The organism is Duganella sp. GW822-FHT06D06, assembly GCF_058799615.1.
Genome location: NZ_JBXALQ010000010.1, coordinates 199,969 through 222,127 on the forward strand (window position 1 = coordinate 199,969; position 22,159 = coordinate 222,127).

A 22,159-nucleotide genomic window follows, 5' to 3' on the forward strand; every position below is an offset into this window, starting at 1 on the left:
ATTTTGAGTATCGAATAAAGCGAGAGTTTGTCTTCTTATCACGGCCGATCTTTCCCGCTACGATGATCCCATCAAGTTCAGTACTTAACCAACAGGGGACAATCATGGCACGGATGACAGCAGCGCAGGCAGCAGCAATCGTTTTGGAAAAAGAGGGCGTGAATCAGGTGTTCGGAGTTCCGGGCGCCGCGATCAACCCATTCTACGCGGCGTTGAAGAAGCAGGGCAGCGCCAGGCACATACTGGCGCGTCACGTCGAAGGCGCCTCGCACATGGCCGAGGGTTACACCCGCGCCAAGGCCGGCAACATCGGCGTCTGCATCGGTACCTCCGGCCCGGCCGGCACCGACATGATCACCGGCCTGTATTCGGCCCAGGCAGATTCCATACCTATCCTCTGCATCACCGGCCAAGCCCCGCGTGCCCGCCTGTACAAAGAAGACTTCCAGGCGGTCGATATCGAATCGATCGCCAAGCCGGTGACCAAGTGGGCCGTCACCGTGCGCGAGCCGGCGCTGGTGCCGATGGTGTTCCAGCAGGCCTTCCACATCATGCGCTCCGGCCGTCCAGGCCCGGTGCTGGTCGACCTGCCGTTCGACGTGCAGATGGCCGAGATCGAATTCGACCCGGACACCTACCAGCCGCTCGAAGCCTACAAGCCTAAAGCGACCCGCGCACAGATCGAAAAAGCGCTGACGATGCTGAACGACGCCGAGAACCCTATCCTGACCCCGGGCGGCGGCGTGATCAACGCCAACGCCTCCGAGCTGCTGGTGCAATTCGCCGAGCTGACCGGCATTCCCGTGATCCCGACGCTGATGGCGTGGGGCTGCATCCCTGACGATCATCCGCTGATGGTCGGCATGGCCGGTCTGCAAACCAGCCACCGCTACGGCAACGCCACCGTGCTGGCATCGGACTTCGTGTTCGGTATCGGCAACCGCTGGGCCAACCGCCACACCGGCACCATCGAGGTGTACACCAAGGACCGCAAGTTCGTCCACATCGATATCGAGCCAACCCAGATCGGCCGGGTCTTCGGTCCGGACTTCGGTATCGTCTCCGACGCCGGCGCCGCGCTGAAGCTGATGATCGAGGTGGCCACCGAATGGAAAGCCGCCGGCAAGCTGAAAAACCGCTCGGCATGGGTATCCCAGTGCCAGGAACGCAAGCGCACCATGCAGCGCAAGACCCACTTCGAACAAGTGCCGGTCAAGCCGCAGCGCGTGTACGAAGAAATGAACAAGGCGTTCGACCGCAATACCTGCTACGTCAGCACCATCGGCCTGTCGCAGATCGCCGCCGCGCAGTTCCTGCACGTGTACAACGCACGCCACTGGATCAACTGCGGCCAGGCCGGCCCGCTGGGCTGGACCATCTCGGCAGCGCTGGGCGTGGTCGCCGCCGATCCGCAGCGCAAAGTGGTCGCGATCTCGGGCGACTACGACTTCCAGTTCATGATCGAGGAACTGGCCGTGGGCGCGCAATTCAAGCTGCCTTACCTGCACGTTGTGGTCAACAACTCCTACCTGGGCCTGATCCGTCAATCCCAGCGCGGCTTCGACATGGACTACTGCGTCCAGCTGGCGTTCGAGAACATCAACGCGCCTGAACTGAACGGCTACGGCGTCGACCACGTCGCCGTGGTGGAAGGCCTGGGTTGCAAGGCGATCCGCGTCCTGAACGCAGACGACCTGCCGGCCGCTTTCGAGCAAGCCCACAAGTGGATGGAAGAGTTCAAGGTGCCGGTGGTGGTGGAAGTGATCCTGGAACGCGTGACCAATATCGCGATGGGCACCGACATCGACAAGGTCAACGAGTTCGAAGAGCTGGCGCTGCGCGGCACCGACGCACCGACCGCAATCTCCCTGCTGGACTGAGAGGAATCGTCATGACCAAACTTGCAGCCAACCTGACCATGCTGTTCACCGAAGTGCCGTTCATCGAGCGCTTCGAGGCGGCGGCCCGCGCCGGCTTCCAGGCGGTGGAGTTCCTGTTCCCGTATGCCTACAGCGCCCGCGACCTGTCCGAGCGCCTGAAGGCCAACCAGCTGGAACTGGTGCTCCACAACCTGCCGGCCGGCCACTGGGAAGCCGGTGAGCGGGGCATCGCCTGCCACCCGGACCGCGTGGCCGAATTCCGCGACGGCGTCTGGACCGCCATTGCCTACGCCAAGGAACTGGGCGTCAAGCAGGTGAACTGCCTGGTCGGCATCACGCCCCAGGGCGTGACGCGGCAGGACGCGCAGGTCACGCTGGTGGACAACCTGCGCTTCGCCGCCGCGGCGTTGAAGGACGAGGGCATCCGTCTGCTGATCGAACCGATCAACAGCTACGACATTCCCGGCTTCTTCCTGACCAATACCGCGCAGGCGGCGTCGCTGATCGCCGCCACCGGTTCGGACAACCTGTTCATCCAGTACGACATCTATCACATGCAGCGCATGGAAGGTGAGCTGACCAACACCATCCAGAAGCACCTGGCGCTGATCGGCCACGTGCAGCTGGCGGACAACCCGGGCCGCAACGAACCGGGCACCGGCGAAATCAACTACCGCTACCTGTTCGAGCAGTTGGACGCCTTGGGCTACGACGGCTGGTTCGGTTGCGAATACAAGCCGCGCACCACGACGGAAGCGGGCCTGGGCTGGCGCGCTGCGCACGGCGTTTAAGTCGGCGTTTAAACCACATCTTTACAAGGAAAATATCATGTCTCGAGTTGGATTTATTGGTCTGGGTATCATGGGCGCACCGATGGCGCAGCACCTGCTGGACGGCGGCCACAAACTGTACCTGCACGACATCAAGAACCCGCCGTTCCCGCTGATCGAAGCCGGTGCGACGGTCTGCACCTCGGCCGCCGAAGTGGCCGCGCGCGCCGACATCATCATCGTCATGGTGCCCGATACCCCGCACGTTGAAACGGCGCTGTTCGGCGAAGAAGGCGTGGCCAAGGGCCTGCGTCCGAACACCATCGTGGTCGACATGAGCTCGATCTCGCCGATCGAAACCAAGAAGTTCGCCAAGCGGATCAATGCCCTCGGTTGCGAATACCTGGATGCGCCGGTGTCCGGCGGCGAAGTGGGCGCCAAGGCCGGTTCGCTGACGATCATGGTCGGCGGCTCGGAAGCGGCGTTCGAAATCGTCAAGCCGCTGTTTGAACTGATGGGCAAGAACATCACCCTGGTCGGCGGCAACGGCGACGGCCAGACCACCAAGGTCGCCAACCAGATCATCGTGGCGCTGAACATCCAGGCCGTGGCCGAGGCGCTGCTGTTCGCATCCAAGGCCGGCGCCGATCCAGCCAAGGTACGCTCGGCGCTGATGGGCGGCTTCGCCAACTCGCGCATCCTGGAAGTGCACGGCGAGCGCATGGTCAAGCGCACCTTCAATCCGGGCTTCCGCATCGAACTGCACCAGAAGGACCTGAACCTGGCCCTGCAAGGCGCCAAGGCGATGGGCGTGTCGCTGCCGAATACCGCGATGGCGCAGGAACTGATGAATGCCTGCGCAGCCAATGGCCTGGGCGGCATGGACCACTCGGCACTGTGCCGCGCGATCGAAATCATGTCCAACCACCAGATCGCCGAGGCGTAATGAATACCCTGAATCCACGCCAATTCCTGCTCGATCTGTATGGCAGCGCGGTGGACGCTGTCAGTGCCGAGAAGTGCCTGCCGGCGTACCTGCCGGAGCCGCCGAAGAACGGCCGCACGCTGGTGATCGGCGCAGGCAAGGGCGCCGCCGCCATGGCGCGCGCCGTTGAACGTCACTGGAAAGGTGACATCTCCGGGCTGGTCGTCACGCGCTACGAGCATGGCGTGGACTGCGAGCGCATCGAAGTGATCGAAGCGGCCCATCCTGTGCCGGACGAAGCGGGACTTGCCGCCGCCGGCCGCATGATGGAGATGGTGCAGGGCCTGAACGAGAACGATCTGGTGTTGTGCCTGATCTCCGGCGGCGGTTCCTCGCTGCTGGCGTTGCCGGCGCCCGGCATCACGCTGGAGCAGAAGCAGGCGCTGAACAAGGCCTTGTTGAAGAGCGGCGCTGCGATCTCCGAGATGAACTGCGTGCGCAAGCACCTGTCGGCCATCAAGGGCGGCCGGCTGGCTTTGGCCTGCGCACCGGCCCGCGTGGTCACGTTGCTGATCTCGGACGTCCCTGGCGACGATCCCGGCATCATCGCCAGCGGCCCGACGTTGCCCGATCCAACCACCTGCGCCGATGCGCTGGCGGTGCTGCGCAAGTACGAAATCACCATCCCGGACAACATCCGCGAGCATCTGGAATCCGGCGCCGGCGAAACGCCGAAACCGGGCGATCCACGCTTCGCCCGCAACAGCCATCACGTCATCGCCATCGCGCAGGACGCGCTGGAGGCGGCGGCGGCGCACGCGCACGCGGTGGGCATCACGCCTTACATCCTGTCCGACGGCATCGAAGGCGAATCGCGCGATGTCGCCATCGTCCACGCGGCGATGGCCCGTCAGGTGGCGGCGCGCGGCCAGCCGTTCCAACGGCCTTGCGTCATCATTTCCGGCGGCGAGACCACGGTGACGGTGCGCGGTTCGGGGCGTGGCGGCCGGAATGCCGAATTCCTGCTCAGCCTTGCGGTTGCGTTGGACGGCCATCCTGGCATCCACGCGGTGGCCTGCGATACCGACGGCATCGACGGTTCCGAGGACAACGCCGGCGCGCTGTACGGACCGGATTCGCTGGAACGCGGCCTGACGCAGAAGCTGCGGGCCAAGACTCTGCTGGAAAACAACGACGGCTATGGCTATTTCAGCGCGTTGAATGATCTGGTGGTCAGCGGTCCGACCCGCACCAACGTCAACGACTTCCGTGCCGTTTTAATTCTGTAAAAAAGGAATACCCAATGCGACGTCAACGTCAGGCCAAAATCGTGGCCACGCTCGGCCCGGCCAGCAGCAGCAAGGAAGCCATCCAGGCATTGTTTGAAGCGGGCGCCGATGTGTTCCGCTTTAACTTCAGCCACGGCACCCATCAGGACCATCAGGCGCGCTGCAACATCGTGCGCGAAATCGAACGCAGCGTCGGCCGGCCGATCGCCATCCTGGCCGATCTGCAGGGCCCCAAGCTGCGCGTGGGCCAGTTCGCCGAAGGCAAAGTGACGCTGGTGGCGGGGCAGGAGTTTGCGCTGGACCGCGATAGCGCCCCGGGCACCGCGCAACGCGTATGCCTGCCACACCCGGAGCTGTTCGAAGTGATCGGCGCAGGCCAGTCGCTGCTGCTGGACGACGGCAAGCTGCGCCTGGCGGTGCTGGGCAATGAAGGCCGCGTTATCCGCACCCGCGTCGTCAACGGCGGCGTGCTGTCGGACCGCAAAGGCGTCAACGTGCCGGACGTGGTGCTGCCTATCCCGGCGCTGACGGAAAAGGACCTGCGCGACCTGGACTTTGCGCTGGAAATGGGCGCGGACTGGATTGCGTTGTCGTTTGTGCAGCGCCCGGAAGACCTGGTGCAGGCACGCGCCATCGTCGGCAACCGCGCATCGCTGCTGGCGAAGCTGGAGAAGCCGGCGGCCCTGGACGCACTCGACGCCATCGTCGCGGTGTCCGACGCGATCATGGTGGCGCGCGGCGACCTGGGTGTGGAAGTTCCGCCCGAGCGCGTGCCGGGCGTGCAGAAACGCATCCTGCGTGCCTGCCGCCTGCAAGGCAAGCCGATCGTGATCGCCACGCAGATGCTGGAGTCGATGATTTCGGCGCCGGTGCCGACGCGGGCGGAAGCCTCGGACGTCGCCAGTGCGATCTATGACGGCGCCGATGCGGTGATGCTGTCGGCGGAATCGGCCAGCGGATCTTATCCAACGGAGGCGGTGTCCATGATGAACCGCATCATCTGCGAAGTGGAGAAGGATCCGCTGTATCGCCAGATGATCGACGCCCAGAACCAGGCGCCGATGCCGAACAGCGGCGACGCGATCTGCTCGGCCCTGCGCGATGTGACGCAGATCGTCGGCGCGGTGGCCACGGTGACCTACACCAGCTCCGGCCACACCAGCCTGCGGGCGGCGCGCGAGCGGCCGATGGCGCCGATCCTGAGCATTACGCCGAACCTGTCGACGGCGCGCCGTCTGGCGCTGGCGTGGGGCGTGCATTCGACGGTGAGCCCCGATGTGCGCAATGTGGATCGCATGGTGGCTGCGGCTTGCCAGGCGACGCTGCGGGAAGGCTTCGGCAAACCCGGCGACCAGATCGCGATCACGGCGGGTGTGCCGTTCGGCCAGCCGGGCAGCACCAACTTGCTGCGTATCGCCCAGATCTGGCCGGACGACGAACCTGTCGCGGCATAAGGTAATACTGCGTAGCTGAAGAAAAGGGTATTGATGTTTTATGAGTCGCCCGGCCGGAGTCCGGCCTGGCGCGTCGGCGTTCCACTCGCGCTCCGGGGCCAGTTGAGCGCCGTCGCGCAGATCTATTTGCAGTCCTCGCCGATCTTCGGCACAGTCGTCCTGCTTTGCCTGTATCTGACCCAGCCGGTGTTGGCGCTGGGCTGCCTGGTGGGCGCCTGTGTCGCGTCGGCGACGGCCTGGGCTCTGGCTTTCCCCGATGAAGACCGCCGCCAGGGCCTGTACAGCTTCAACGCCGCGTTGAGCGGGGCTGGCTTGTGCGCCGGCTACCAGTTCAGTTCCGCGCTGGTCGCATGGATTGCCCTCATTGCCGTGTTGACCTCCTTGCTCAGTCGCGCCGCACAACGCGGCGGCATCCCTGTGCTGACCTCCCTGTTCGTGGCCGTGATGTGGCTGACCTATACCTGCGCACCGCTGCTGGGTTTACGATCGACAGCGCAAGTCGCCGGCGCACCCTGCAGCCTGGCTCAAACAAGCTTCGTGTTTTGCACGCTGGGCCAGGTCAGCTTCATCGGTCCGGCCGCAATCGGCATGTTGGTATGGGCCGCGCTGGCCCGCCACCGCTGGCGGCTGGCCATGTGGATGCTGTATGGCGCCGTTCTGGCCTGGTGTGTCGCGAGCAGTGCCGAATGGATGCTGAACTGGTCCATCGTCAGCAGCCAGGCCACCGGTATGGGCATCAACAGCGCATTGACCGCGCTGGCACTGGCTACCTTCGAACGCTCCCGGTCCCAGCGCCTGCTGGGGCCAGCGTTGAGCATCCTGCTGTGCGTCGCGCTGGGCGCTGCCGGCCTGTCTTACTTTACCGCCCCGTTCGTGCTGGCGACCTGGCTGCTGTTGCCGGTGCGCGGGCGTTGGCGATGGAAGGTCAGTGGAGAGTAGGCGACGTTCGACGGCGGCGGTGAGTTCAGGATGCCTGGCTTCATGGCGCCGACCACGTGCATCTCGCAGGGTTTGCAATCGAAGCGCAGGGTGTAGGTCTCGTCGCCGCTCACCAGCGTCATTGGCTCTGCGCGTACCTGACCCTGAACGCCTTGTACGCCCTTGGCTTGCTTGGGGCAGAGGTTGAACGAGAAGCGCAGGCAGTGCTTGGTGATCATCAGCGGCACTTCGCCCGCTTCCTCGTGCGATTCATAGGCGGCTGCGATCAGCTGCACGCCGTGGTTGTGATAGAAGGCGCGCGCCTTCTCGTTGTAGACATTGGCCAGATAGCTCAGCTGCGTGTCCGGATAAACGGCACGGGGCTGCGCAGGCTTCTTGCGCGCCGGGCGTTCCCAGGCCGCCAGCCGCGTCGCCTCATGCGCTGCGATGGCGTCGCGGCGCAGGCCGTTAATGACGCCGGCCGGCACGAACCATGGCTGCGAAAGCTTCAACTCGATGCCGTCTGCTTCGAACATCGTGCTGCCCAACTTGCCCAGGTGGGCGCGCAGCGAGGCGTCGGCCTGCGCCGCTTGCTGCGCCGGCTCCAGCGCCAGGGTGGCGTCGGTGCTACTGCAGATGCCATCCTCGTCCCGTAGCGACAGGCGCAGGCCGTGGGCGTGCTCGCTCAGTTCCAATTGCAGCGACACCTTGCGCTCGGACGATTTCTTCTGCAGGGTCGCCTCCCACTGGTGATCGCGGTTGCGCAGCACCGTGGTGCCGGGTTTGAGGCCGGTCAGCGCGCGCATGTCCTCATTCGGGAATACGCGCCACAGCTGGCCGTCGTCGACGTCGTCCAGCTTCTGGGCGCGGTTGGCCTGGATACCGACTGTTTCGCGCTTGAGCATGTAATTCAGGCCATCGCCATTGGCCATCGGCGCATTGGTGACGATGTCGAAGTAGTCCAGGCCGAGGCGGTCGACCACGCCCAGCTCAATACCCACGTACTTGGGCGAATCGAAGGCGCCGATTTCCTCCATGCGGCCGTTGGCGAAGTAGTCGGTGTGGCCGCGGTGGAAGGTCTTGTCCACGTCCGGCGTGAACAGGATGCGGGTGTGGCCGCTCGCCGCGCGGGTGAATTCGGTGCGGCGCTCCATGATCTCGTCCAGCAGAAGCCGGTAGTGGGCGGTGATGTTCTTTACGTAGCCCATATCCTTGTAGCGCCCCTCGATCTTGAAGGAGCGGATACCCGCGCCCACCAGCGCTTCCAGGTTGCGGCTCTGGTCATTGTCTTTCATCGACAGCAGGTGCTTTTCGTAGGCCACCACGCGGCCCTGGCCATCGCTGAGCGTGTACGGCAGGCGGCAGGCTTGAGAACAGTCGCCGCGGTTGGCGCTGCGGCCCGTATCGGCGTGCGAGATATAGCACTGGCCCGAGTAGGCCACGCAAAGAGCGCCGTGGATGAAGTATTCCAGTGGCGTGTCGACTTGCGCGCGGATCGTGCGGATTTGTTCGATGGTCAGTTCGCGCGCCAGCACCAGCTGGGAAAAACCGACCGCGCCCAGGAAGCGCGCCTTTTCCATGGTGCGGATGTCGCACTGGGTGCTGGCGTGCAGCTGGATGGGTGGAAGGTCCATTTCGAGCAGGCCCATGTCCTGCACGATCAGCGCGTCGACGCCGGCGTTGTACAGCTGCCAGATCTGCTTGCGCGCCGCATCGAGCTCGGAGTCATGCAGGATGGTGTTGAGCGTGACGAAGATGCGCGAGCGGTAGCGGTGCGCGAAATCCACCAGGGCGGAGATTTCTTCAATGGTGTTGCTGGCGTTGTGGCGCGCGCCAAAAGCCGGCCCGCCGATGTACACGGCGTCGGCCCCATGCAATATGGCTTCGCGGCCTATCTCGGCGGTTTTGGCTGGCGCCAGCAGTTCGAGTTGGTGATCTAGCAGTGACATGGTGGATTCCTGACTATCGACGCCGGAAATTATAGCAGGCCTCCCTGGGACTCGACATAGGCTGACAATCCGACGGCCAGGGCGCTGAAGACGGCGCTGCAGGCGGGGTTGTTGCGGAGGTTCTCGTGCATCGCGAGCCAGGTGTCGAGCTGGATGGATAGCTGGTCGGGAAGAACCCTGACCAGCGAACCGTGGGCCTGGGCCAGCGCGGCCTGGCAAATGCCGATGCCGACACCGGCGCGGATTGCCGCCAGCTGGACCACGTCGCTGTCGCAGCGGAGCTGATGCGCTTCGTGCGGCGGGGCGTTGAACCTGGTACGCATGGCGCGGGTGTAGGCGGTTTCGCTATCGACGCCGATCAGCGTGTGGCCGGCCAGTTCTTCCCATTTAACGGGCGTGCCGCGCCGTTTCAGGTAGCTGCGGTGGGCGTAGAATCCCAGCTCGATATTACCGATGCGGCGGGCGATCAAGGCATCATGTTCGGGCTTGGTCATGCGCACCGCGATGTCGGCGTCGCGCCGCAGCAGGTTTTCCAGCTTGTTCGAGACGGCCAGTTCGACGTGGATGCGCGGATGGCTGCGCGACAGCTTGGCCAGAAGTGGCGGCAGCACCTCGACGCTGACGACTTCACTGGCCGTGATTCGCACCGTGCCGTGGATGTCATGCTCGCCGTCGCGGCCCATGCTGGAGGCGGCGCGCAGCAGGGCCGACGAGGTGGCGGCCAGCGTCGCCGCATACGGTTGCAGTTCATAGGCCGCCTCGGTCGGAATGAAACCCGTTTGGGAGCGAGTGAACAACGCCAGCCCAAGCGCCTGCTCCAGCGCATCGATATGGCGGCCGATGGTCGGCTGGGTCAACGCCAGCGTCCGGGCGGCGCCCGACAATGAGCCTTCCTTCAGAACGGACAGGAAAGAACGGTATAGATCCCAGTTTGGTTCGGTGGCAGTCATGCAAAATAGTATAACGGCTATGCAGCTTTGGGTAATTTTCTTTTAGCTCGACCTGCGTCACACTTCCTCCATCGAACTTCAATCAAGCGGAGAAACAGCATGGAACAGGAAAAGACGGCATTGGTGTTGGGCGCAACCGGCGGCGTGGGTGGCGAGGTGGCGCGGCTGCTGGTGGCGCGCGGCTGGCGAGTGAGGGCGCTGCACCGCGCGCCACAGGCGGCGGCTCGGCGTGACGACGGCATGCAGTGGCTGCAGGGCGACGCGATGGTGCGCGAGGACGTTTTGGCGGCAGCGGAAGGCGTTCAGCTCATCGTTCACGCGGTCAATCCGCCCGGATACCGCAACTGGGGCCAGCTTGTGCTGCCGATGATAGACAACAGCATCGCCGCCGCCCGCGCCAGCGGCGCCCGCATCCTGCTGCCGGGGACCGTGTACAACTATGGTCCGGACGCGTTTCCGATCATCGACGAGGAATCGCCGCAGCAGCCGGTCACCCGCAAAGGCGCGATCCGCGTCGAGCTGGAAGCGCGGCTGCAAGCGGCGGCCGTCGACGGCGTGCGTACGCTGATCGTGCGGGCCGGGGACTTCTTCGGGCCCAGGACCGGCAACAGCTGGTTCGCCCAAGGACTGGTCAAGCCAGGCAAGCCGCTGACCGCCATCAGCTACCCGGGCAGCGCGGGCATCGGCCACCAGTGGGCCTATCTGCCGGACGTCGCCGAGACCATGGTGCGGCTGGTCGAGAAGGAAGAGCAATTGGATACCTTTGCACGCTTCCAGATGGAGGGACACTGGGATGCCGACGGTACCCAGATGGTCGCCGCAATCGCCCGCGCGGCCCGCAGGCCGGAGCTGAAGGTCAGCGCCTTCCCATGGTGGCTGCTGGCATTGGCCTCGCCGTTCGTGGCGGTGTTCCGGGAACTGCGCGAGATGCGCTATCTGTGGCAGCAGCCGGTCCACATGTCCAACAAGCGCCTGGTGCAATTGCTCGGCGCCGAACCACGCACGCCGCTGGACGTCGCGGTGCATCGGACGCTCGCTGGCCTGGGGAGTCTTTAAGCCAGGTTGTACTTGCCCAGGATGCGGCGGGTGGTGCCGTCGGCATCCATGGCGGCCTTCGCATGCTGGAATAGCTGGACGGTGGCGTCGTCAAAGTCCAGCGAACCGGCCAGCCATGCGGTGGTGGTGCGTACCGGCGGGCTCAGATGAAAGTCGTTTTGCGCGGCCCTGCTCTTGAGTGAACTCTGGATGATGTGCTGTTCGCCGAACGCCGCATCGGCCATTCCCTTGAGCAGATAGCGGTGCACTTCTTCGATCGAATTGGCTTCGATGATGTTCCGGTAGCCGAGTTCCTGCAAAATCGCCGCCTGTGCCGCGCCGCGCAGCAGGGTGATGCGACGAGCCGTCATGTCTTCCGGGTGCTGGATGTCGAACTTGCCGTTGCGGGCCGCCAGGAACATGTAGTGCTCCTCATACAGCGGCGCCAGCCAGCGGAATTTGGTCTCCCGGTCCAGCAGGCGCGTGACCGGGAAGATCGCCGTCTCGGGCATCGAAGTGGCCAGGAACAAGGCGCGCTTCCACGGAACGAATTCCAGCTTGAGGGACATTTGTACTCGCTTGCACAGTTCACTCAACAGTTCACGCAGGGCACCCGGATGCTGGTCATCGTTTTCCATGACCAGCGGCGGCAAGTGGGTCGTGACGACCCGCAGCTCCTTGCCTGGTGCGGCCCGCGCAATACCTGTGCCGCAGCTCAGTGCCGCGGCGAGGCTGAGTAAAGTTCTTCGTTCCATGATGCTATACATTGTTCAGCGCCGATTGCGCTGGCTGTATCGTAACCGATTACTCCTGATCAGACCACAGCTTGCCCGCCGTCGCCCAGTTCTCGCGCTTGCACTCCTGGATGATAATGTCGACCGATTCCGCCGTCGCGCCCAGTGTTTGAACAGTGACCTCGGTGACGGCTTTGACAAATGCGCGCTTCTGCTCGGGCGTGCGGCCTTCGAACAGTTGTACATTGATAGTTGGCATAGTGGTTCCCTTCAGGAGCGATAGTTGGGACTGAGTTTGTCCAGTTTGCGCAGCAGCGCGGGCCATTCCAGTTTGCCGTCCGGCGTGCCGTCGCCCAGCAGTTCCTGATGCGCCTTAAGGCAGATCTCGTGTGGCGGAACGTGGCGCCGACCGCGGCAGCAGTCCCTCGCTTTGCGCGCCGACCGCGATGCCGTTCACGTTATGCAGATGCATGACGCAGGCGACATCGTGGCGAGCGCCATGCACCGCCGCGTGCAGTGCGAAGCCTGGACGGTTGATGTCGTACTGCGCGGCGTCGACCGGGTTGCCGTCGCGGTCCACCTTCACCAGGTTCGATGCGCACACTTCGTCGAAGCGCAGCCCGAAAGGATTGATGAGGTAGTGCTCCGCTTCGCCCGGTACGGCGGCCGAGATGTGGGTGTAGATCACGTCATCCCAGCCGTTCAGCGCGCACAGGTGATAACACGCGGCGAGATCGACGCGTGCCTGCCATTCGCTTGGATTCATCCGCTCAGTCCTGGCGCTGGTGTACCACCTTGCCGGCGGCGTAGGTGGCGAAGATCGAGCGGTCGTCGCCGAGCATGGCGATGGCGAACAGCAGTTCCTCGATCGAGTCGGTGCGCTCCGTGCGGCGCGCCAGCAGCGGCGTGGCTTTCGGATCGAGCACGATGAAGTCCGCTTCCGCGCCCGGCACGAAGTTGCCGATCGTGCCTTCCAGTTGCATGGCGCGCGCGCCGCCCAGTGTGGCGAGGTAGAACATGCGCATCGCTTGCAGGTAGGTGCCGCCCATGCGGGCCACCTTGTAGGCTTCGTTCATCGTCTGCAGCATCGAGAACGAGGTGCCGCCGCCGACGTCGGTGGCCAGCGACAGCGGTACGCGCTTCGCGTCGGCGCGCTCGAAGTCGAACAGGCCGCTGCCCAGGAACAGGTTGGAAGTAGGGCAGATCGAGATGGCGGACTGCGTTTCGCCCATGCGCGCGCGGTCGGCATCGTCCAGCCAGATGCAGTGCGCGTACATCGAGCGTGGGCGCATCATGCCGAAATGGTCGTAGACGTCCATGTAGCTGCGGGCGCTAGGGAACAGCGATTTGACCCAAGCCACTTCGTCGGTGTTCTCGGCCACGTGGGTTTGCAGGAAGGTGTCCGGGTAGGCTTTGGCCAGGGCGCCGGCCAGTTCCAGCTGCTCTTCGGTGGAGGTCGGCGCGAAGCGCGGGGTGATCGCGTACAGCTGGCGGCCACGCTTGTGCCACTTCTTGATCAGCGCTTCGCTTTCGCGCGCGCCGCTTTCGGCGGTGTCTTGCAGGAAGTCCGGACAGTTACGGTCCATCAGCACCTTACCGGCGACCATGCGCAGGTTGCGCTTTTCGCTTTCGGTGAAGAAGGCGTCCACCGATTGCGGATGCACGGTGCAGTAGACCATGGCGGTGGTGGTGCCGCAGCGGGTCAGCTCATCGAGGAAGAAGCTGGCGACGTTGGCAGCGTGTTCGGGATCGGAGAATTTGCGCTCGGTCGGGAAGGTGTACTTTTCCAGCCACGGCAGCAGGCCTGGCGCCGGCGAGGCGATCATGTCCGTCTGCGGGTAGTGCACGTGGGTGTCGATAAAGCCGGGCATGATGATCTTGCCGCGATAGTCGTGCAGCGGCGTACCTTGCGGCAGGAAGGCGATCAGCTGACTGAAGTCGCCGGCCAGGTGAACCTTGCCGTCGTTGATGATCAACAGGCCGTCTTCGTGCCAGGAGCAGGCGTTGGGCGCGAATGCCGGGTCGTCGCTGAAGTGCAGAAGGCTGGCGCGATAGGCCTGGAAGGTGCCGCTTTGGGTGCTGATGCTTGACATGATATTCGTTCCTTGTTCCGTGTTGCGGACGCCAGTTGACGCGCGCGAGTGCGCGACGCGACTGACATGGTCGTCGGCGATGAAGGCGGGCGCTTGGCGCCACGCCGGATCTGTATGCGTTGGGGTACTGCTAGCGCGGCGGCTAGGTCAATAGAGTGCGATGACGCGCTCCCGCCCCGGCGCTGCCGGAGAGTGAGTGCGCCTGGCTTGCAGGCAGTTGGAAGAACATCAGTTGGTGCATGTGGTTTGCGTTTCCGATAATACGGTTTGAGCAGATGCGCCCATTTTAGCACCGATTTCCACCGGTACGGCCAGTGCGGCGGCTTCCCACACCTGCATCAGTTGCGCGGCCACCGAGACGGCGATCACCGCCGGCGCCTTGTCCTGGATGCCGGGCAGGCCGATAGGGCAGGTCATGTCGGCCATGCGCGCGGCCGGAATGCCGCGTTCCTGCAAACGGCGTTCGAAGGACACGCGCTTGGTCTTGGAGCCGATCAGGCCGAACCACGTGAAGTCGGTACGGCGCAGTATGTGTTCCGACAACTGCTGGTCCAGCGCATGGCTGTGCGTCAGCACCAGGAAGGAGGCGCCGGCCGGCGCTTCTTCCACCACCGCTTCCGGCGTATCGGTCGCTTCGACGCGCACGTTGGCCGGCAGCACCGACGGGAACATGTCGTCGCGCTCATCGATCCACACCACCTGGCACGGCAGCTCGGACAAGGCGCGTACGATGGCGGCGCCCACGTGGCCGGCGCCGAACAGATACAGGCGTGGACGATAAGGCAGGCAGGAGTCGATCAGCCAGCGCTTGCCGTGATCGTCGATACGCACCTTGCAGTCGATGCCGGGACCCGGACGCGCTAGCGACGTCGGACCGGGGCCGCACAGATGGACGCCGGTGGCGTCATAGATGGTGGCCGGTTCGATGCAATCCAGCGGCACCATGCGCCAGCTGTCCTGGCCATCGCGCCAACGGCGTGCCAGCGAGCCGAAATGCTCTCCGGCTTCCGGCATGATGCGCTCGAACGCCAGGTGGACTACGCCACCGCAGCATTGGCCCAGGCTTGGGCCGAGCGGGAAGCGTTCCAGCCGCCGTTCGGCGCGCAAGTCACCGGCCGGCATGGCCAGCATTTCACGGGCGATGTCGGTGGCGACCATTTCGAGGTGGCCGCCGCCGATGGTGTCAAAGGCGTGATACTGGGTGATCAGCATCTTGGCGCCGGGCTCGCGCGGCGCGGAGCCGGCGACCTGCGCCACCGTGACCAGCACGCGCGGCACCGCCTTGCTGGCCGCCGCCGTCAGCGCGTTGAGATTGAAAGGCATGGTCATGATTAATTTGCCGCTTCCACCGCATCCTGCACCGCGCTGATCGCGTTGAGGATGGCTTCGCTGGTTGCGGGAGCGCGCAGCGGTGGGTTGAAACGATGATCGCCGACGCTGGAGCAGGCGTCGCGGATCGCCAGGAATACCGAGAACGGCAGCAGCAACGGGGGTTCGCCGACCGCTTTCGAGCGGTGGATACTGTCCATGACGTTACGGTTCTTGAACAGGCGCACGCTGAAGTTCTCCGGGCAGTCCGACACGCCGGGGATCTTGTAGGTGGATGGCGCGTGCGTCATCAACTTGCCGGCAGGGTTCCACCACAACTCTTCGGTGGTCAACCAACCCATGCCCTGTATGAAGGCGCCTTCAACCTGGCCGACATCGATGGCCGGGTTCAGCGAATTGCCGGCGTCGTACAGCGCGTCGGCCTTCAGCAGCTTCCATTCGCCGGTCAGCGTGTCGACCACCACTTCCGACACCGAGGCGCCGTAAGCGTAGTACGAGAACGGATTGCCGCTCATGGTCTTCGGATCCCAGTGCAGGCCAGGCGTGGCGTAGAAACCGTCGGACCACAGCTGGATGCGCGCCATGTAGGCCTTCTGCACCAGCTCCGCGAACGGGATCGTATGTTCGCCGACGTGGACGAAGTTGGCCTCGAAGCGCACCGTGGCGGGATCGCCGTCGTGGCGTTTTGCCGCGAATTCGGCCAGACGTTTGCGGATGGTGTTGGCCGCGTCCTGCGCCGCCTTGCCGTTCAAGTCCGCGCCGGTCGATGCGGCGGTGGCCGAGGTGTTGGCGACCTTGCTGGTGTCGGTGGCGGTGGCGCGCACCATGGCGAGGTCGATGCCCAGTTCATGCGCTACCACCTGGCAAACCTTGGTGTTGATACCCTGGCCCATTTCGGTGCCGCCGTGGTTGACCAGCACCGAGCCGTCCGTGTAGATGTGAACCAGCGCGCCGGCCTGGTTGAAGTGCGTGACGTTGAAAGCGATGCCAAACTTGACCGGCGTGAGCGCCAGGCCGCGTTTCAGCACTTTGCTGTTTGCGTTGAAGGCGTTGATGTCTTCGCGGCGCTTGCGGTAATCGCTTTCGGTTTCCAGCTGCGCGACCAGGTCGTGGATGACGTTGTCGACCACTTTCTGGTTGTACTGGGTGACGTTGCGGCCTTCTTCGTCATTGCGGCCGTAGAAATTGATCTTGCGGACGTCGAGCGAATCCATGCCGAGATTGCGGGCGATTTCGTCAACGATGTATTCGATGGCGATGGCGCCTTGCGGGCCGCCGAAACCGCGGAAGGCGGTATTCGATTGGGTGTTGGTCTTGCCGGCCATGGCGCGGATGTCGACGTCGCCCAGGTAGTAGGCGTTGTCGAAGTGGCAGACGGCGCGCGTGGCGACCGGCGCCGACAGGTCGGCCGAGAAGCCGGCACGGGACACCATCTCAACCTTGGCGGCGACGATGCGGCCGTCGTCGCCATAGCCCATTTCGTACTCGTAGTAGAAGCAGTGGCGCTTACCGGTGACCATCATGTCGTCGTCGCGGTCGGCGCGCAGCTTGACCGGGCGGCGCAGGTGCGCGGCCGAGATGGCGGCGCATGCGGCCCACAGCGCGGACTGCGATTCCTTGCCGCCGAAGCCACCTCCCATGCGACGGCACTCGACGACGATGTCGTGCGAATGACGGTGCAGGGCATGCGCGACCACGTGCTGCATCTCGGTAGGATGCTGGGTCGAACAGTAGATCAGCATTCCCTTGCCTTCCTTCGGAATGGCGTAGGAGATCTGGCCTTCCAGGTAGAACTGTTCCTGGCCGCCGACATGCAGCTCACCCTTCAAGCGATGCTTGGAGCGCTCGAACGCGGCCCGTGCATCGCCGCGCGCCAGGTGCATCGGCGGCACGACGAACGATTTGGCGTCGCGCGCGGCTTGCGGCGTCAGGATGGCTGGCAGTTCCTGGTACTCGATGACGGCCTTCTTGACGGCGCGGCGGGCGTTGTCGTGCGAATTCGCCACCACGATGAAGATGGGCTGGCCGACGTATTCGACCAGGCCTTCCGACAGGATCGGATCGTCGTGGATGATGGGACCGCAGTCGTTGGTGCCGGGGATGTCCTTGTGCGTGTACACGGCCACCACGCCTGGCATGGCTTTGACGGCGTCGAAGTTCATCGAAAGGATATTGGCGTGCGCCTTGGCCGAGATGCCCAGCGCGGCGTGCAGCGTGCCGGCGACTTCAGGGATATCGTCGGTGTAGGTGGCCTCGCCGAGGACGTGCAGCACCGCCGATTCGTGCGGGTGCGACTGGCCGACTTCGGCCCACGCCATCGGGACGCCGGGAACGGCGGGTTGCGTCAGGAATGCTTCGGATTTGCTGTTCATGCTGCGGCGACTCCCTCTGCGTAGTGATAGGCGTTGATCGATTGCAGCGGCTGGGCGGAGTCCGGATTGGTCTCCAGCCAATAGCGACGCAGCAGGTTTTGCGCAGTCTTCATGCGGTAGCCGGCGGTGGCGCGCATGTCGCTCAGCGGCGTGTAGTCCTTGGCCAGTTCGGCTATCGCCAGCTTCAGCGTGGCCTCGTCCCAGCGCTTGCCGTTGACGGCAGCTTCGGCCAGCGCTGCGCGGCGCGAAGTCGCGGCCATGCCGCCGTAGGCGATGTGGGCGTCGCTGACCACGCCGTCCTTCAGCGTGAAGGCGAAGGCGGCGCAGACGGCGGAGATGTCCTGGTCGTAGCGCTTGGCCAGCTTGTAGGTGCGGAAGTGGATGTCCTTGCGCGGTAGTGGAATGCGTACGGCTTCCACGAACTCGCCCGGCTGCCAGTCCTTCTTCATGTAATCGAGGTAGAACTTCTCCAGCAGCATGGAGCGCTGGCCTTTATCGCTGCGGATGACGATTTCCGCGCCCAGCGCGATCATCCACGGCGCCGAGTCGCCGATCGGCGAACCGTTGGCGACGCTGCCGCCCAGGGTGCCGGTGTTGCGGATCGGTTGCGATGCGAAGCGCTGCCACATTTCGTGCAGCTCTTCCTTGTAGTGCTTGCAAACCGCCTCGTAGGCGTCGTTGAGGGAGACGGCGGCGCCGATATACAGCATGCCGTCTTCCTCCACCATGCGGTACAGCTCCTGCACCTGGCGCACGTAGATCATGTCGCCGAGGTTGCGCATTTGCTTGGTCACCCACAGGCCGACGTCGGTCGAGCCGGCGACGATGGTGGCGGTGGGTTTTTCTGCGCGCAGGGCGGCCAGTTCGGCCAGCGTGCGCGGGGCGTGGAAGGTCTGGCCGTCGTGGGTGTAGCTGTACATTTCGGTTCGCTGGATGGTTTGCAGCGAGGTTTTCAGCGCCTCGCGGTCGAAGCTGACGGGAGGCAGCTCGCCCATGCGGCGCGCGGCATCGATGATGGGACGGTAGCCGGTGCAGCGGCACAGATTACCGGACAGGGTTTCGTCCACGGTCTTGCGGCATGGCGGCGTGGTCTGTCCGGACGAAGCTCTCGCTTCGTCCTGCTTCAAGTAGAGGCTCCACAGCGACATGGCGAAGCCCGGCGTGCAGAATCCGCACTGCGATCCGTGGCATTCGACCAGCGCTTCCTGCACCGGGTGCATATTGCCGTCGGCTTGCTTCAGGTCTTCGATGGTGAAGACGGCCTTGCCGTCCAGCGTGGGCACGAACTGGATGCAGGAGTTGACCGACTTCATGGCGACTTCGCCGTCGGGCTGCAATTCCGCGACGACCACGGTGCAGGCGCCGCAATCGCCTTCGGCGCAGCCTTCCTTGGTGCCGGTGCAGTGCAGGTCTTCGCGCAGGTGCTGGAGCAGGGTGCGGGTTGGTGCGCCGTCTGCGACGTTGTGCACTTCGCCGCGATAGAAGAATCGAATAGGTTCAGACACGGGTTTGGACATGATTGTGCTCCGCAATTACTTGGTTTTGAACTGGCGCAGGAAGTCCAGGAAGATCTGGGCCGATACTTCGGCGTCGTCGGCGGTCATGGTTTCGAGCGGGTTGTGGCTGATGCCGCCGTTGCCGCAACGCGTGAATAGCATGGCGACATCGGTCATGCGGGCCAGCGCCATGGCGTCGTGGCCGGCGCCGGACGGCAGTTCGAATACTTCAACGCCGGCGCGCTCGGTGGCGGCGGCGAATTGTTTGACAAGCCATGGGGCGCATGGAGCGGCTGGCGCCTGCATGATCTTGATGACTTTGAGCCCGATCTGGCGGCGCGCGCACACGGCTTCCGCTTGATTGAGGATGTCGGTGACGGCGGCGTCGCGGGTAGCGTCGTCTGCGGCGCGGATGTCCAGTGACAGCTTGCAGGCGCCAGGGATTACGTTGACCGAGCCATCCGGCACGTGCAGCTGCCCGACGGTGCCGACCAGCGAGCGTTCACGCCCGCAGCGGTCTTCGACGTACAGCACGATTTCCGCTGCGGCTGCGGCGGCGTCTTTACGCATGATCATCGGCGTGGTGCCGGCGTGGCTGGCCAGGCCGGTCAGCTCGACCTGGAACCGGCAGCTGCCCGCGATCGAGGTGACGACGCCGGTCGGCAGGCCTTTGCCCAGCAATACCGGGCCTTGCTCGATGTGGACTTCGACGAAGGCCAGCACGTCTTCCGGCTTGCGGGCTACCGAAGCGATCTTGCTGACATCGTGGCCGGCGGCGGTCAGTGCATCGCGCATGGTGATGCCTTGCGCGTCGGCCTTTTCCAGCAGCGCCATGTCGAACTGGCCGATGACGGCGTTGGAACCGAGGAAGGTGCTTTGATAGCGCACGCCTTCTTCTTCCGAGAAGCCGATGATCTCCAGGTCGAACGGCAGGCGCTCGCCGCGTTCATTGAGGTGCTTGACCACGGCGATCGGCAGCAGGATTCCTTCGCGGCCGTCGTACTTGCCGCCGTTGCGCACGGTGTCGTAGTGGGAGCCGGTCAGCAGCGCCTTGGCGCCCGGCTGGTCCGACTTGTAGCGGCCGACGACGTTGCCGACCGGGTCGACCGACACTTCCATGCCTGCTTCCTTCATCCACGTCGCCAACTGGGTGGCGGTTTTGCGGTGAGCGTCGGTCATGTAGGCGCAGGTGAGGTTGTCGGCATCGTCGCTCCAGGCGCCGATGGTTTCCGCCCACTGCATGATGGTTGGGCCGAACTGCAGTTCCACCTGTAGCAGCACGTTCAGGCGCATCTCGGCGATGCGGCCGATCTGGCGCAGGCATTCGGCCAGCTCGTCGTCGCGCTGCGAGCGCAGGCGGCGGCTGAATGCGGCGGTGATCTCGTGGCGCGTCAGGCCGTTGCCGGTCGGGCCTTTGACGGCGAGGATGAAGGGGAAACCGAATTTGGCGTTGTAGTCGGCGTTCAGCTTGTGCAACGTCGCCAGTTCGTCGGCGGAGCAGTGGGTCAGGCCGGCCTGCGCCTGTTCACCGGTCGATTCGGCGGTCAGTTCGCCGGCCAGCGCCGCTTTGCCAGCCAGCTCCGGGTGGGCGCGCACCAGGCCCAGTTGTTCGGCTTCGGTGGCTTTCTGCACCACGCCTTGCAAGGCCTGCTTCAGTGCGGAGAGGGTGGAGAATGGGCGCTGCGCGGCGGCGCGCTCCGGGATCCACGGCGAGTGTTCGTACAGGCCATGCAGCAGCTGGGTGAATTCTTCGGCGACGCAGCGGTTCAGGTGATCTAGTGTGATTGTCATTGTTGTGCAGGCGGTGGCCCGTCTCCTCTTGGTATATGAGGAATGATATATGGCGTGGGAGGCTGTTATATACGCCCGGAGCCATAACCGCATTCAGCCCGGGCTTATGGAGAGTGTTGCGGGCGTGCCACGCCCACGGCAGCTCAGTGGCCGCTTATTTGGCGGTGAGGGCTTGCGCGGCTTGCGTGACCTGGTCGCGCAGCCACTTGTGCTCCGGCGCCTGGTGCACGCGCTCGTGCCACAGCTGGTAGAAGCGCATCGTCGGGAAGCGCACCGGCACCGTGAAGGTCTTGATCGGGAGGTTGCGCTCGTAGAAGCGCAGGTACTGGCGCCCGGTGGTGAGCACCATGTCGGTCTGCGTCAGCATGTAGGGAATCAGGCTGAAATACGCCGATTCCACCACCACGTTGCGCTGGTAGCCCTGCTGCGCCAGGAAGGAATCGATCACCCCGTGGAAGCCGGGCAGTGTGGGCGAGGGCGCCACGTGGGGCAGGCTCAGATAGTCGTCCAGCGTCATGTCGTTGGAATCGGTGCGCTTGGCATAGGGCGCGTCGGCGCGCATGGCGCAGATGATCGGGTCTTCGAAGAGGCGCGACAGGTGCAGGTGCTCCGGCGGCTGCTCCCAGTTACCGATCAGCAGATCGAGTTCGCCGTCGGACAGCATGCGGATCGCGTCCACTTCGGCGCCCAGGCTGTGGATGATGACGCGGCTCTTGGGCGATTCGCGTCGCAGGCGCGCCACAACGTTGGGTAAAAATTGAATATCGAGGTAGTCCGGCGCGCCGATGCGGAAGGTGCGGCCTTCCTCCTTGGAGGCGAACGGCGTCTTGTGCAGGAACAGCTGTCCCACCTCGTCGAGGATGCGTTTGGCGGGCGCCTTCAGACTCTCGCCGTGCTGGGTCGGCACCATGCCGCGGCCGCCGCGCACCAGCAGCGGATCGCCTGTGAGCTCGCGCAGTTTTTGCAGCGAGGCCGAGATGGAGGGCTGCGTTTGATCCAGTTTCATCGCTACGCGGGAAACGTTTTTTTCGCAGAGGAGCATGTACAGAATGCGTATAAGGTGCAGGTCTAAGTGGTCGGGAAGTTGTGCCATGATGGTCTATCTATAACGGTGAGCCTATTTTTAATATACGGCTACTGCCATACGAAAAGCCAGAATTAGTTTTATCGTTCG

17 protein-coding genes and 1 pseudogene are annotated in these 22,159 nt (G+C 64.2%); 7 read left to right on the forward strand and 11 right to left on the reverse strand.

Features of this window, described 5'->3' with window-relative positions; all coding sequences use genetic code 11:
- The first annotated feature begins 104 nt into the window (after nt 1-104).
- From gcl to AC1RMD_RS19595, 6 genes are read left to right on the forward strand one after another with little or no spacing between them, the layout of a single operon-like run.
- A complete protein-coding gene (gcl, locus tag AC1RMD_RS19570) occupies nt 105-1,880 on the forward strand; it encodes a glyoxylate carboligase (protein ID WP_492928481.1) in 1,776 nt (591 codons plus the stop codon).
- An 11-nt stretch (nt 1,881-1,891) separates the two neighbouring features.
- On the forward strand, nt 1,892-2,671 hold the full coding sequence (hyi, locus tag AC1RMD_RS19575) for a hydroxypyruvate isomerase (RefSeq protein WP_492928483.1): 780 nt from the start codon (nt 1,892-1,894) through the stop codon (nt 2,669-2,671).
- The gene (locus AC1RMD_RS19580) at nt 2,655-3,596 is read left to right on the forward strand and encodes a 2-hydroxy-3-oxopropionate reductase (protein ID WP_492928531.1); all 942 of its coding nucleotides are present in this window, start codon (nt 2,655-2,657) and stop codon (nt 3,594-3,596) included. Before hyi ends, AC1RMD_RS19580 begins: the two co-directional genes overlap by 17 nt.
- Nucleotides 3,596-4,864 carry a glycerate kinase type-2 family protein gene (locus AC1RMD_RS19585; protein WP_492928485.1) on the forward strand — a complete coding sequence of 423 codons (1,269 nt, stop codon included), beginning with the start codon at nt 3,596-3,598 and terminating at the stop codon, nt 4,862-4,864. Before AC1RMD_RS19580 ends, AC1RMD_RS19585 begins: the two co-directional genes overlap by 1 nt.
- A gap of 14 nt (nt 4,865-4,878) precedes the next feature.
- Nucleotides 4,879-6,318: a pyruvate kinase gene (pyk, locus tag AC1RMD_RS19590; protein WP_492928487.1), complete on the forward strand. Its 1,440-nt coding sequence runs from the start codon at nt 4,879-4,881 to the stop codon at nt 6,316-6,318.
- 33 nt (nt 6,319-6,351) lie between these two features.
- On the forward strand, nt 6,352-7,257 hold the full coding sequence (locus tag AC1RMD_RS19595; RefSeq protein WP_492928533.1) for an urea transporter: 906 nt from the start codon (nt 6,352-6,354) through the stop codon (nt 7,255-7,257).
- Here AC1RMD_RS19595 and AC1RMD_RS19600 read toward each other — a convergent pair.
- A complete protein-coding gene (locus tag AC1RMD_RS19600; protein WP_492928489.1) occupies nt 7,173-9,185 on the reverse strand; it encodes a peptidase U32 family protein in 2,013 nt (670 codons plus the stop codon). The genes AC1RMD_RS19595 and AC1RMD_RS19600 overlap by 85 nt on opposite strands.
- Before the next feature lie 29 nt (nt 9,186-9,214).
- Complete coding sequence (locus tag AC1RMD_RS19605) at nt 9,215-10,135, reverse strand: LysR family transcriptional regulator (protein ID WP_492928492.1); 921 nt, start codon at nt 10,133-10,135, stop codon at nt 9,215-9,217.
- A 99-nt stretch (nt 10,136-10,234) separates the two neighbouring features.
- Between AC1RMD_RS19605 and AC1RMD_RS19610 the strand changes: the two genes are divergently transcribed.
- Nucleotides 10,235-11,191 (forward strand): NAD-dependent epimerase/dehydratase family protein, encoded by a 957-nt coding sequence (locus tag AC1RMD_RS19610; RefSeq protein ID WP_492928494.1) that lies wholly within the window; start codon nt 10,235-10,237, stop codon nt 11,189-11,191.
- Here AC1RMD_RS19610 and AC1RMD_RS19615 read toward each other — a convergent pair.
- The 9 genes and pseudogenes from AC1RMD_RS19615 to AC1RMD_RS19655 form a co-directional block, all read right to left on the reverse strand.
- Nucleotides 11,188-11,925, reverse strand: coding sequence for a substrate-binding periplasmic protein (locus AC1RMD_RS19615; protein ID WP_492928496.1), 738 nt, complete (start codon nt 11,923-11,925; stop codon nt 11,188-11,190). The genes AC1RMD_RS19610 and AC1RMD_RS19615 overlap by 4 nt on opposite strands.
- Before the next feature lie 49 nt (nt 11,926-11,974).
- Entirely contained in the window at nt 11,975-12,163 is a 189-nt protein-coding gene (locus AC1RMD_RS19620) for a 4-oxalocrotonate tautomerase (protein WP_492928498.1), read from the reverse strand.
- Between the two features lie 11 nt (nt 12,164-12,174).
- A pseudogene (locus tag AC1RMD_RS19625) lies at nt 12,175-12,670 on the reverse strand (class II aldolase/adducin family protein).
- A 4-nt stretch (nt 12,671-12,674) separates the two neighbouring features.
- Nucleotides 12,675-13,997, reverse strand: a complete 1,323-nt coding sequence (guaD, locus tag AC1RMD_RS19630; RefSeq protein WP_492928500.1) for a guanine deaminase — start codon at nt 13,995-13,997, stop codon at nt 12,675-12,677.
- A gap of 228 nt (nt 13,998-14,225) precedes the next feature.
- Nucleotides 14,226-15,326: a xanthine dehydrogenase accessory protein XdhC gene (xdhC, locus tag AC1RMD_RS19635; protein ID WP_492928502.1), complete on the reverse strand. Its 1,101-nt coding sequence runs from the start codon at nt 15,324-15,326 to the stop codon at nt 14,226-14,228.
- A gap of 2 nt (nt 15,327-15,328) precedes the next feature.
- Nucleotides 15,329-17,698 carry a xanthine dehydrogenase molybdopterin binding subunit gene (gene xdhB / locus AC1RMD_RS19640; RefSeq protein ID WP_492928504.1) on the reverse strand — a complete coding sequence of 790 codons (2,370 nt, stop codon included), beginning with the start codon at nt 17,696-17,698 and terminating at the stop codon, nt 15,329-15,331.
- On the reverse strand, nt 17,695-19,203 hold the full coding sequence (gene xdhA, locus AC1RMD_RS19645; RefSeq protein ID WP_492928535.1) for a xanthine dehydrogenase small subunit: 1,509 nt from the start codon (nt 19,201-19,203) through the stop codon (nt 17,695-17,697). The genes xdhB and xdhA overlap by 4 nt, the downstream gene beginning before the upstream one ends.
- Before the next feature lie 27 nt (nt 19,204-19,230).
- The gene (locus tag AC1RMD_RS19650) at nt 19,231-20,985 is read right to left on the reverse strand and encodes an allantoate amidohydrolase (protein WP_492928506.1); all 1,755 of its coding nucleotides are present in this window, start codon (nt 20,983-20,985) and stop codon (nt 19,231-19,233) included.
- A 154-nt stretch (nt 20,986-21,139) separates the two neighbouring features.
- Nucleotides 21,140-22,078, reverse strand: a complete 939-nt coding sequence (locus AC1RMD_RS19655) for a LysR family transcriptional regulator (RefSeq protein ID WP_026334574.1) — start codon at nt 22,076-22,078, stop codon at nt 21,140-21,142.
- Between the last annotated feature and the right edge of the window lie 81 nt (nt 22,079-22,159).